The 14,880-nt window shown below is 60.5% G+C and carries 1 protein-coding gene (running past one end of the window); it reads left to right on the top strand.

Annotation, left to right across the window (positions count from 1 at the left end; all coding sequences use genetic code 11):
* Positions 1-14,880, top strand: the start of a protein-coding gene (locus ACI3GR_RS00415) for a tandem-95 repeat protein (protein WP_407491792.1). Its footprint extends 19,575 nt past the window's final position; 14,880 of the gene's 34,455 nt are visible here — the first part of the coding sequence; it begins with the start codon at positions 1-3; the stop codon falls past the right edge of the window.

Genomic DNA, 14,880 nt, shown 5'->3' on the forward strand with positions numbered 1-14,880 from the left:
ATGGCTATTGATGGTACCCCCAACGACGATTTCCTTCCCGGCACTTCCGGCGATGATGAAATCAACGGTCTGGCCGGAAATGACACGATCAACAGCGCAGGCGGCAACGACACCGTGTCGGGCGGTGATGGCAATGACGAGATCACGGGCGGCAGCGGCGATGATGAGCTAAGCGGCAACGCCGGGTTCGACACCATCCGCGGTGACGGCGGGAACGACGACATTTCTGGCGGCGAAGGCGGTGACGATATCGACGGCGGCGCGGGGGCCGACACGATCTCGGGCGGTGGGGGCGACGATACGCTGCATGGCGGTGTCGGCGAATATCAAGACGAGCTGTCGGGCGGCGCAGGCAACGATGAACTCGATGGCGGGGCCAATCAGGACACGCTGTCGGGCGGCGACGGGAACGACACCCTGCGCGGCGGTTTCGGCGATGGCGCAGACGACTTGGATGGCGGCGCAGGCGCTGACTACCTCGACGGTGAAGGCGGCAATGACACGATCACCGGCGGCTCTGGTGACGACGAGATCTACGGCGGTGCCGGGTCGATCCTGAACGGTGGCCAGGACGAAATCTATGGCGGGCAGGGTCTGGACACCATTGATGGCGGTCAGGGCAACGACACCATCGAAGGCGGTTCCGGTGACGACGAATTGCAGGGGTGGCTGGGCAACGACAGCATCAAGGGTGATGCCGGTGCCGACAGCATCGATGGCTATCTGGGCGACGACACGCTGGAAGGCGGATCGGGCGACGATACCATCGACGGCGGCGATCAGGCGGACTCAATTCTGGGCGGCGCCGGTGCGGACAGCATCAACGGCGGTATCAACTATGGCGACGATACGGTCGACGGCGGGTCGGGTGACGACACCATCGAAGGCGGTTGGGGCAACGACAGCCTGCTGGGTGCCAGCGAAAACGACTCGATAGTGGGCGATCGCGGTGAAGACACCGTCGAGGGCGGCGAGGGCGACGATACCGTCGAAGGCGGGTCGGGCGACGACCTGCTAAAGGGCGACGCTGGCATCGACTCGATCTCGGGTAACGACGGCGGCGACACCATCGAAGGCGGCAGTGAGGGCGACTCTCTTTACGGCGGCGATGGCGACGACAGTATCACCGGTGACGAAGGCGCGGACCACATCGAAGGCGGTGCCGACGAAGACACGATCGACGGCGGTCTTGGACAGGACACGATCTTGGGCCAGTCAGGCGACGATTCCATCATGGGTGACGCCGAAGCCGACAGCATCGATGGCGGCGACGGTTGGGATACGATCGATGGTGGCGACGGTGACGACACCATCATGGGCGGTGCAGGTCAGCAGGCTGACACGATCTATGGCGGCGCTGGCAACGACAGCATCGACGGTCAGGACGGCTGGGATTCCATCGAAGGTGGCGCGGGCCACGACACCCTGCTCGGCGGGGATGCGAATTACGCCGACGACATCTACGGAAATTCCGGTGACGACAGCATCGAAGGCGGCGGCGGTCAGGACGAGATTTACGGCGGCGACGGGTTTGACAGCATCAAGGCGGGTAGCGGCGATGACGTCGTCTATGGCGATGCTGGCGGAGACGAGATTTTCGGCGGGTCTGGTGACGACGATCTTTATGGCGGCAGCGGTGACGATACCATCGACGGCGGCGGCGATGACGATCTGATCTATGGCGGCACTGGCGATGATCAGATCACGGGCGGCGCGGGCAGCGATACCATTGATGCCGCCTCTGGCGACGACACGATCGAAGCAGGCGAAAATGCTGACCTGGTCGAAGGCCGGTCCGGCGACGATTCAATTCTGGGCGATGGCGGTGACGATACGCTTTATGGTGATGAAGACGACGACACCATTCGCGGGGGTGCGGGCGTTGACCTGATCGATGGCGGCGCGGAAAACGACGATCTGTACGGTGGCGGCAGTCAGGACACCCTGATCGGCGGGACCGGCAATGATTTCATCGACGGCGGCAGCGGCGATGACGTGGCCTTTGGCGATAGCGGCGACGACATTCTTTATGGCGAACTTGGTGCGGATGAACTGCAAGGCGGCAGCGGTGACGATGACCTCTATGCTGGCGAAGGCAATGACGCGGTCTATGGCGATGCGGGCGATGATGTCCTCGAAGGGCGGTCCGGCGACGACTACCTTGATGGGGGCTATGACGACGACACCATAGAAGGCGGCGCCGGTCAGGACATCCTACTGGGTCGTGACGGCTTTGACCTTCTGGAAGGCGGGTCGGGCGACGATGAACTGGACGGTGGCGGCGGCTATGACACGCTCGAAGGCGGGGTGGGCGACGACACACTTGAAGGCGGCGAAGGCAACGACCTTGTCGACGGCGGGATCGGGGATGATGACCTATACGGCGGCGGTGGCAGTGACACCGTTGATGGTGGTTCCGGTGACGATTACCTGCGCGGCGACGCGGGTGACGACACCGTCGATGGCGGCGAAGGCGATGACGAGCTGTTCGGCGACGATGGCGCAGACCATCTGGATGGCGGGGCCGAAGATGACACCCTGCGTGGCGGCTATGGCGACGATATCCTGATCGGTGGCGGCGGGATCAACCTGCTGGACGGTGGCGAAGGCTACGAAATTGTTCGCTACGACACGCCCGTCAACACTCTGATCTTCCAAGATGGCGACCCGACCGAGGGCAGCCACATGACCATCACTGGGATCACCGGCGAAGGCCCTGTCACCGACAGCCTGATCGACATCGAAGAGGTCGAGCTGAGCGACGCCAGTGATTTCGTTCTGATGGAAGGCGGCGGCGCGCGCGAAGGTGAGTTGCTGACCATTAACTTCGGCGCCGGGCATGACGTTCTGGATTTCTCCAGCCCGTTCTCGAATTACGCGGCCTCGGGCGTCTATATGATCGATGGCTTCGTACAAGAAGCCAATCCGACCCTGACCGGGGCCTACATCGCCACCAACTTCAGCCTTGGCGCGCAGCCGATGCTGGTTCAGGCGCTGATCAGTAACGAAGATGACGGTGATCAGAACATCGAATTCGTTCAGATGAACGATGTCTTCCTGACTGATGGCAACGACCGTTTCTACCTGACCGAGGCCGGAGAGGGCGAAGAGTTTGGTCACAGCGGTATCGGCGGCATCTACGGCGGCGGCGGGATTGACGTGCTGTTTGCCGAAGACACGGACGCCGAAGATCTTACGCTGGACGGCGGGGACGACAACGACATCGTCATCGCCTACGGCGGCGAAAACGTGAAGACCATCGGTGGTCTGGGCCGTGACGTGATCGTCAACTACTCGGCCGGGGGTGAGATGTACGGCGATCTGGAAACAGGTCAGAAGTTCATCGATAACCCGATCCAAGGGGGCCCGCCGGTCGAAGGTCCTGCGGATGCCAGCGAAAACGCGGACCACTTCCGTTATTATCCGGACACCACGATCTACGACCCGCAGAAATTCGACATCCTGACTTTCTACGGTGTGCCGCTGGTCGGCGGTGATGTGGTGGCAGGCTCGGCTGGTCTGTTCGCGCTTAGTAAGTTGGGCTTTGCGGTAGACTCGGTCTTTAGTGCGGTCGCCAATACCGCTGGTTTCGCCGCGCTGATGGCCAGCGCCGCAACCGGTAACTATGCTCGCATCTTCTATGACACTTGGTTGCCCTTCATGGCCTTCGTCGCCACGCAGGACGGCAACCTGCGGGTGGTCAACACCGGCGATCTGCTATGGCAACTGGTGACCGGCAGCACCCTTCCGGCCGATGTCATGGATCCGGGGGCGGAAACCAATTTCCAGACCGTCCGCGCCTACGATTATTCGAACATCGTTTTCCACACCGATCTTTATTCGCTCGACTTGCTGGGGGGCGTGACGCAATTCGAACAAAGCCTCAGCAACGATACGCAGGACCTTGGGCTGATCTTCGCCTTCCCGGATGTGCTGTCGATCATCCTTGGCGCGTTTTCGATCGCGAACGAATTGATCAAGGCGACGCCCGCCGTAGGCGCCTTCCTGACGGCATGGAGCAAGCTTTCCGACTTCAACGCCGTTATGGCGCTTTGGGGGGCCAAGATCCGTCTGGACAAGGGCTTTGGCTGGGCTGCAGGCGCGGACCCGCTGGCAATCGACCTTGATGGCGACGGGCTGGAAACCATCGCGGTCGAAACCAACAAGGTCTACTTTGACCTCGACAACGATCTGTTCGCTGAACGCAGCGGCTGGCTGGGTGGCGACGACGGGTTCCTTGTCCACGACGTCAACAACAACGACCGTATCGACGACCGAAGCGAAATGTTCGGAAACCAGTTCGACGGCGGCTTCGAAGATCTGGGCCAGTGGGACGCCGCCGAAAAGGGCGGCAACGAAGACGGCCTGATCACCGCCGACGACGTGATCTGGGACCAGCTGCGCATTTGGAAGGACGCCAACGAAGACGGCGTCACCGACGACGGCGAACTGCTGACGCTGGAAGAGCTGAACATCGTTTCGTTCTCTCTCACCTCGACGCCGATCGATATCACGACCCCGCAGGGCGCTGACCTTTTGGCCGTGGGCGACGTGACCTTTGACAATGGCGATACCCGCCTGATGTTCGAAGCGATCTTTGAAACGATTGAATCGGATAGCAAATTTGCGGGCGAAGCCGGTATCGCCCCATGGCAGACGGATCTGCAGTTCGATGCTAAGGGCTATGGCGGCACCACAGATCTGTCCGTCGCCATGGCAAACGACATCGAGCTGGGCCAGATCGCCGCCACCGCAGCCGCGACCATGACCGAACCGGATTTCTTCCAACTGGTCGAACAGGTCGGGCCGATCCTCGACTACTGGGGCCAGACGATGGTCCAGTCGCGCGAACTGATGCCAGTGCTGTTGCAGACCGACGTGGATGGCAAGGTTACGCTGGTCGATCGCGGTATCTATGTCGAAGACGCCACGGGTGGATTCTGGACGCTGGAAAGCGGTGCGCCGCTTCTGGATGGCACAGGTGCGGTCATTGACCGACCCACGCTGGAAGACGTCATGGCGCAGGCCTCGGCAGCCGATCAGACATGGCAGCTGGAACAGGCTTGGTCCTCGGCCAGCCGCGACTATGAACTGCAACACCGTGACAACGCACCTTACCTGATGCGGATCGTGGATGGCCGTGCCGTCATCGACGACTATGGCATCCAGAACACTGACGGCAGCTGGCGTCTGGCCAGCGGGCGCGACATCACCGATGGCACCGGCGCGATTATCCCGTTGCCGACCGTTGAAGATATCCTTTCCCTTGATCGCGCGGATGGTCAGGAATGGCGTGTCGAAAACATCCTTTACAACGAATACGCCGCCATTCCCGTTGAACGGATCGGGGTGCGTGTCACCGATGGCATCACCGTCGACTACACGGTCGAGGTCACCGATCAGGATGGTAAATTCCTTGTCTGGGCGCGTAACCTTGATCGCGCGCTAGAGCTTCAGTTCAAAACCGGCGACTCGCGCGAATTCAACCTGCGCAATTACCAGGTCGATCTGGACACGCTGCAAGAGGTCGGGGTCAGCGACGACAGCGCCTATCGCGTGGTCAGCCTGACACCCGGTCAGTTGCAATTTGCAAGTGCTTTGGGCGGCGACGATTTCCAGCCGCACATGCTGTCGGCCACCTTGGACAATTCCACCGGCCTGATCGATTACCGCGTTACCGAAGGTGCCAGCTACACCTTCTCGACCGAAACCTACGACTCGGTCATCAAGCCGATGATCGAAATGGTCGGCCTGACCATGCAGCAGTACACCCTGACCAGCTATCGTCTGGCGGTGAAACTGGCGCTGCAGCAAGGCCTGTCGGATTTCGCACGCGGCCTGACCTATGATCTGGAAAACGACGTCTATCGTCCGACGACCGATCGCGAAATGGCCCCGATGCTCGAGGCGATTTTCGAAGGTGCGCCCGCGACCAATGCGGACGATGCCGTCTACGACTACCTTGTCGAATGGAGCATGATCCTTCAGCAGGTCTTCCCCAACTACAAGGCAGGGGATCCGAACTTCTTCTTTGAAAGCAAGGCAGAGTTCGATCAGGCCTATATCTTCCAGATGGTTCTGGCGGCGATGGAAAACGTCGAAATCGATCTGGACCTGTTCGCAATTGCCAACGCCTTTGGCATGGACGAACGCCGTATCATCACGCACGAGGCCGTGGAAACCGCCGTCGTGGGCCAAGACGGCATCAACTTCTTCTACCTGACCGAAGGCGATCAGACGGTCACCGGCAGCTACGAAGAAAACAGCGACGCCTTCACCAAGGCGGTCCAGTCCGACATCTATTTCGTCGGTCGCAATAGCGGCAGCGACGTGATCTATGACCGCGACCTTGGCGACGCGGACCAGCTGCGCCTTGTCCATATGATGGAAAGCGATATCGAGGCCGTGCGCGAAGGTCAGGACATGATCCTGTACTACAACGACCGCGCCAATTTCATTCGCCTGCAGGACCAGTTCCTAGGTGAATTGAACACGCTGCTTCGTGACGGATCGCGCACCCAGACGGGCGTCGACGAAATCATCTTTGCCGACGGAACGATCTGGGATCGCTATCGCATGGCCTTTGCCGTGATCGATTATGACCGCGGCGATCAGGTCTATAGCGATAGCTATTATGGTTCTGGCTCGGGCGATGTGTTGTTTGGCGGTCTTGGTAATGACTACCTGTCCGGCGGCGCGGGGGGTGATACCTATTACATCCGCCGTGGCGATGGTCAGGACGTAATTGACGACCTTGGCAACTTCTCCTTCGGCCCGGTCGAGGCGGGGCTCGACTTCCTGATGTTCCGCGGTGACGTCACCAGCGACGATCTGTACCTGACCCGCGATGGCGCCAGCGATGACCTTCTGATCACGCTGCTGGATGATCAGGGCAACCTGACCTCGGACACGGTCAAGATCGTTGGCCAGTTCGGCGGGATGCGTCTGAACCTTGGCGCATTTGCCGAAGCAGTCGGGTTCGAAACCGGGCTCGACTTCGTGTCTCCGCAGCTGATCGAAAAAATCACGTTTGAACGCGGTCCCGAACTGACGGCGCAGCAGATTATCGAAAGGGTCTTGGAAAACGCCAAGACCGATGGCGACGACGCGATCTATGGCGTGTTGAACGACAACACGCTGGACGGCGGCGCGGGCGATGACTTCCTGACCGGCTTTGAAGGGTTCGACACCTACATCTATGGCCGCGACTACGGCAGCGACGTGATCATTGATCAGGATATGAGCTCGTCCCTGTTCGGGTCCAAAGACGACAAGGTCGAGTTCATCGACGATCTGCGCTGGACCGACTTCGACTTTATCCGAGACGGATCGACCGACACGCTGCGGATGCAGGTCAAGGACACGACCGATCAGCTGATCATGTCGGATTTCCTCGACTACATCCTGCTGGTCGGCTTCGTGAACATGATCGAAGAGATCGAGTTCGCTGATGGAACCGTCTGGGATTCCGTCAAGCTGTTGCAGCACTATGTCGATATTGCCAAAACCGACGGCGACGACACGATCTATGGCTTTGAAATCATTGCCGATCGTCTGGATGGCGGTCTGGGCAATGACCGGCTGGAAGGCTTTGGTGGCAACGACACCTACGTTTTTGCGACCGGCTATGGCGAAGACACGATTTTCGACACCACGTCCGAAATCTTCTCGGGCCCCGGTATCGATACCATCGAATTCATTGGCCTGAATTCTACCGATGTCAGCTTCTCACGGACGGCGCTGGACCTGATCATTTCGATCGACGGCACCACCGACAAAATCATCCTAGAGGATCAGTACGTCCGCGCGGCGGCCCAGAAACACGCCGTGGAATTCTTCCAGTTCGGCGACACCATTCTGGAATACACCGACTTTAACCCCGAAGACATTGATTTGGTTGGCACGGCTGGGGCCGAGGAAATCGTTGGGTCAAACTTTGCCGAAACGCTGGATTCCCGCGGCGGCAACGACACGATGATCGGCGGCGACGGTGGGGATACATACCTGTTCGACGTGGGCTATGGCGAAGACCTGATCATCGACACCCGCGTCCGGGCGTCGTGGATCGACCGCAAAGGTGTCGACGTACCCGTCGATGACGTCATCGTCTTTGGCGCGGATATCACGCAGGCCAACGTTGTCTTTACCAAGGACGGCAACGATCTGGTAATCTCGGTCCAAGACCGCACCGACACTCTGCGCATCCGCAACCAGTTCCTTGATCTGGAAAACGGGATCGAACGGTTTGAGTTCACCGACGACAACTCGGTCCTCGACATCTCGGACATTGAAGAGCTGTTGCAGATCGAAGGCGGCAACCGCGGCGACAACTTGATCGAAGGCAACCCGTCCAACCCCAACGTGCTGGATGGCCGTCAGGGTGACGATACGCTGGTCGGTGGATCGGCCGCAGATGTCTACGCATTTGGCGCGGATTATGATTTCGACCGGATCATCGAACGGCCCGACGCGCCCGGCGTGATCGATCAGGTGCAGTTCGGCGCGACCGTGACGCGCGACATGCTGCAGATCAGCCGCGACGGTCTGGACCTGATCATCGATCTTGGCAACGGCAGCGACGTGCTGACCATCGTTGGCGGGCTAGGCGACACGCGGGTTGAAGAGTTCCGCTTTGCCGATGCGTCTATCCTGACGCTGGACGAAATCATCAACGACATGCTGACAGGGACCGAGGCAGATGAACGCCTTGCGGGCCTTGATAACCGTGACGACACGATCAGCGGCGGCAGCGGTGCGGACGCGCTGGAAGGCGGGGCCGGGGATGACACCTATCTGGTGAACCTTGGCGATACGTCTACCGCGATCAAGGACACGGCGGGCGTGGACCGCATCGTCTTTGGCGACGGGATCGAACAGAATACCATCGACTTCCGCAACATCGACGGCGATCTGGTCGTGACCCTTGGTGGCACCGGCGAAAAGATCGTTGTTCTGGGCGGCTACAAGGACACCCCGGTCGAAGTGTTTGCCTTTGCCGATGGCACCGAACTGACCATCGATGACGTGCGGGATATCCTGCGCCGCGAAGCCAATTTTGACGGCCAGAACGTCGTCGACGGCTCTGATTTCCTGCCCGGCGTGCCGCTGGTCCCGGGCGAAGGCCATGATCTGGTTATCCTTGATCAGGGCAGCGTGGTGGACATCGCGCCGGGTCAGGGCATCGACCGGGTGGAAATGGGTCCGCGCGTCACCGAAGCGACCCTGCGCCTGTTCGAAACCGCCAGCTACAACGTCAAGGTACGCCGTGCCGACGGGTCCACCGATGATGTCGTTATCGATTTCAAGAATGGTGACAGTCAGGTTGTGATCGCGGGTGGGCTCGGCTCGGGCGCGGTGCCGTCGATCTTCTTCGTGGCCGATCAGGTGACGTGGGGTGCTGCCGATCTGATCCAGAAAATGGTCGAAGGTCAGACCAGCGAAGGCAACGACTGGGTGCGTGGCAGCGAACGCAACGACACCATCAATGCCAAGGGCGGGGATGACATCATCTTTGGCGACCGTGGCGATGACGTCTACCTGTTCTCTCCCGGCGATGGTCAGGATGTGATCGAAGACAACTCTGGTTTTGACCGTCTGATCCTGACCGGCTATCGCCCGTCGGAAATGCGCGTCGAACGTCTGGCAGATGACCGCGACGACCTGCTTCTCAGCTTCCTCGCGAGCGACGATTCAATCCTTGTCCGCAACGCCGCGATCGAGGAAATCGAATTTGGCGACGGCACCATCTGGACGCGTGACGCGCTGCTGGATCTGGTCAACGCCGTCGGATCCGACACCGACGATCTGCTGCGCGGCACTGCGGGCGACGAAGACTATCGCGCGGGGCTTGGCAACGACCTGATCTTTGACGGTCGCGGCACGGATCTGTTCTATTTCGACCTTGGCGACGGACAGGACCGGATCGCGGCAACCAAATCCGCCGACGGTTTTGGCACCATCGTCTTTGGGGCTGGCATCGCGCTGGAAGACATCTCGGCCAAGCGGGATGCGGATGGTAACATCATCCTGCTGATCGCGGGCACAGAAGACCGCTTGACCCTGCTGGACCCCGAAGGTGATCCCGACGCCATCGTCGGCACGCTGCGGTTCAACGACGGACGGACCCTGTCCATCACCAACCTTGCACGGGCGATACCCTCGACCGATGGGGACGACCATATCATTCTCGCCTCCGGCCCCACCACGACGCCAGAGCCGTCGTTCACCGTCTATGGTCAAGGTGGCAACGATACGATCGAAACCGGACGCGGCGCGGACGTGCTGGACGGCGGGTTGGGCAACGATCTGCTGGAAGGTAACTCTGGTGGCGACCGCTACGTCTTCAACATCGGTGATGGTCAGGACACCATCCGCGATGAAGAAGAGCTGGATAACGCGGCCATCGACGCCATCGAATTCGGTGCGGGCATCCTTCCCGCCGACATCACCTTCCTGACCGTTGGCCCCGCTGATCTTGTGATCGGCCTTGCGGGCACGCAGGACCGGCTGACCATCAAGGACATGTTCGCGGCTAATGCGGGCAACACCGGGGTCGAGGAATTCCGCTTCACCAATGGTGAGACATGGACGATCGAAGACATCCTGTCCGCTGCCGTTGCTGGCGGCGCCGGCGATGAGGTCATCGACCTCGGGTCGCGCTACTCTGTCGATCTGGAATTCGCCAGTACCGCGGGCGACGACCTGCTGGCCGGTGGGCGAGGTAATGACACCTACCGTTTTGCTCCGGGTGCAGGCCGCGACACAGTGGTCGAGGCCGGGTTCGGCGGCGGTACCGCGGATGCGGTGATCTTTGACGGGGGCTTTGATGCCGCTGACATGGTGGCCGTTCAGCAGGGCGATGACCTGCTAATCCGCTTTGTTGGGCATACCGATCAGCTTTTGGTCCGCAACCAGTTCGCCACCGCGCAGACGCCCATCGAAAACTTCTACTTCACCGTCGGTCAATCCTTTACCGCCGCGCAGATGCAGGCCGCCTTGGTCACGGAAGACGAGGCGCAGCGCCTGCTGTCGCCCAGTGTCGCCGACACCAACCCCTTCCTGTCTGACACCTTCAGCCACGCCAATGGCGGCGACGGTTCGGGCGGTAGCACCGGTACGGACGCGGGCGCGGATACGTCGAACATGCAGGCCCGCCGCATCGTGGCCGAGGCCGGCGTGGTCGAGACATTCGAAACCTTCCTGCCCGAAGTGGACGAAGGCACGCCGCTGATCACGATTGCCGGGTTCGAAACCGGTGATCTGGGGGACAAGCTGGATATCCGCATCGCCGCCGGGCTAAGCGGTGAGGTCGTCGCCCATCAGGAAGGCGCGGACACTTACGTGTATTTCGTCGAAACCGGCGTCTACGACCTCACCTCGGCGCGGCAGATCTTCCGTCTGGAAGGCGTCGCGATGATCGAGCTGACGTTGGGCAACTTCTCGGGTGCGCCGTTCACCACCACCGTATCACAGGTCATCGGCGGCACCAGCAGTGCCGAAACGCTGACCGGCGGCTGGGGTGATGACACCATCACCGGAGGCAATGGCGATGACGAAATTGTCGGCGCACAGGGCAACGATTACCTGCGCGGCCAAAGCAACAACGACACCTATCGGTTCGAACCGGGCTTCGGCAACGACACGATCCGCGACGATGGCAGCAACAGCAATTCTTTCGCGGATCGCATTGTCTTTGGCGCAGGGATCGAACTGGACGACCTGATCGTCGAAGGTCAGGACAACGATCTGCTGTTGTCCTTCCCGACCGGAGATTCGATCCTGATCCAAGGGACGATGAACAGCTCGCTCCGCCGGATCGAGTTCGTTGACTTTGCCGACGGCACCACGCTGACCCACGAAGATCTGGTCGCGCGGGTGTTTGCGCCCTCTGATGGTGATACTTCGATCAAAGGCAGCTATGACCCGGAAACGATCAACGGGGGCGATGGCAATGACACCATCGTGGCAACGGGCGGCGAAGACGTCCTGATCGGTGGCACGGGCAACGATAGCCTCGACGGTGGCTATGCCAGCGACACCTATCTGTTCGAACTGGGCTTCGGCAACGACACCATTCAAGACTATGGCAACAACGCATCCGACGATGACCAGATCGTCTTTGGTCCCGGCATCGCGTTCGAGGATATGTCGGCCGAAACGCAGGGCAACAATATCCTGATCAGCTTCGCCAACGGTGACAGCCTGCTGCTGGTGAACGTCCTGAATGTAGCCAATCGTAAGATCGAAAAACTGGTCTTTGACGATGGCACGGTCGACGGGTTCATCGTCGATTTCGACGCGCTGCTGGCGCTGGCCAATCAACCCACCGATGCAGATCAGACGCTGAACGGGGCCTTGGGCAACGAAAGCATCGACGGCGGCGGCGGCAACGACGTCATTTCGATGCGCAATGGCGAAGACACCCTGATTGGCGGCAGCGGCAACGATTTCCTTTACGGCGGCTACGACAGCGACACCTACGTTTTCGAAGCGGGCTTCGGCAACGACACGATCAACGACAATGGCAACAACGCATCAACGGCTGATCGCATCATCTTTGGCGCGGGCATCAGTGCGGACGATATGTCGGTGCACATCACCGGCAACGCGCTGGTCCTGACCTTCCCAACCGGCGACAGCATCAAAATCGAAAACGCGCTGAACGTCACCAACCGCAAGATCGAAACCGTCGTCTTTGACGACACGACCGAAGTGACGCACGAAGAGCTGCTGGCGATGGCCAACGCGCCAACGGACGACGATCAGGTGCTGAACGGCGATCTGAGCGGCAACGACCTGAGCGGCGGTGGTGGCAACGATTCCATTTACGGTGGCAACGGCGACGACACGATTACCGGCGGTACCGGCAACGACTATTTGAACGGTGGCAACCAGAACGACACCTACCTGTTCGAGGTCGGTTTCGGTCAGGACACGATCTATGAATTCGCCGCGCCCAGCAATTCGGGCGCCGACCTTGTCGTGTTCGGTGCGGGCTTTGATCTGGCCGATCTTATGGTGTCTTCGCGTGGAACGGATTTGATCATCGAATTCGCCGGGTCCGAGGATCGCCTGACCCTGCAGAACGCCTTGGGTCACAGCTATTCGGTCATCGAAACACTCAGCTTCAATGGCGGCACGGAAACCATCACCCACGCGGAACTGGTCGCGCGTCTTGGCCTGCCGACGGAAGGCAACGACAGCCTGTCCGGCGATGCCAATGCGAACGACATCGACGGTCTTGGCGGGGATGACACCATCCTTGGGGCCAATGGCAACGACACCCTGACCGGCGGGGAAGGCAACGACCTGCTGCAAGGGCAAAGCAACAACGATGTCCTATATGGCGGGGTCGGCAACGACACGCTGGATGGTGGCGACCGCAACGATACGCTGGACGGTGGACTGGGCGACGACCTGATGCAGGGCGGGGCTTGGGCTGATGTCTATATGTTCGCGCCGGGCGACGGTCACGACACTGTTGAGGACGGCTTTTATTCCGGCGGCGACACCGTGCAGTTCGACGCGGTTATCGTGCCGGGTGATGTGATCGTCTACACCGACGGCGGCGATATCATTCTGGATCTGCCCGGCTCTGGCGACCGCGTCACCCTGAAGGAAACGATCAGCAACAGCGGGAAACGCATCGAAACCGTCACCTTCGACGATGGCACCGCGTGGAGCCACGCGGACATGATCGCCGCGGCCCTGCCGTGGCCCGGACCTGCAGGCCTGATCCAAGAGGGCGATCCAGCAACCAACCTGCTGCAAGGCACCGATGCTGATGACCAGATCATCGGCCTTCCGAACACGGCCAGCCGGATGGACGGCGGGATTGGCAACGACACGCTGACGGGTGGCGCGACGGATGAAACCCTGACCGGTGGCACCGGCAATGATCTGCTGGACGGGGCCGAGGGCAGCGACGACTACCTGTTCGCCTTGGGCTTTGGTGAGGATACGATCACCGACAGCGGCATCACCGGCATCGATACCGTGCGCTTTGACGCAGGTATTCTGCCCGCCGATATCATCGTCGAGAAGGACACAGACACCGGCGGTGATCTGGTGCTGCGAATTGCAGGCACCAACGACCGCCTGACCATCACGGACGGCAACGAAATCGATCCGGCGACCGGCGGCATCGATGCTGTCCAGTTTGATGACGGCACCATCTGGGACGCCGCGGCCCTGCGCGCGGCGGCCGTTCTGCCCACGATTAACGTACTGACGACTCCTACCGGCGGCGTGGCCGACAACCTCACCGGCACGGAAGGCGACGACTACCTAAGCGCTGGTCTGTTGGCCGACACGCTGAACGGTGCAGAGGGTAACGATAATATCTACGGCGGGTCCGGCGACGATGTGATCGAAGGTGGTCTTGGCAACGATTATCTGTCCGGCGCCACTGGCAACAACACCTACCAATTCGCCGAAGGCTTCGGTCAGGACACCATCACGATCGACGATGCAAGCCAAGACACGCTAAGCTTTGGTGCGCCATACACTTGGACCGACCTTGAGGTTTACGAGACCTCTGACTGGAGCGGCCCGATCTACATCCTGCGCTTTGCCGGGCAGACTGACGAAATCCAAATTCGCACAACCAGCAGCGGAGAGGGCGAAGTCGTCCCGTCACCGGTGCCCGGGATGCCGACGTTCGATGCGCTGCTGCAATTCGCAGGCGACGCGACCACCTACACGACAGCCGATCTGGTGGCGAAAATCGTCCCGCTGGTTAATGTCGAACTGATCGGCGACGCCGTAGATGACACGATCACGGCAGCTGATCTTGCGCAGATGATCGACGGCCGTGCCGGGGATGACGTCCTTAGTGCGACAGGCACGAACGCCACGATCTACGGCTCTGCCGGGGATGAC

The sequence above is a fragment of the Pseudooceanicola aestuariicola genome (assembly GCF_045763785.1).
Lineage (GTDB): Bacteria > Pseudomonadota > Alphaproteobacteria > Rhodobacterales > Rhodobacteraceae > Pseudooceanicola.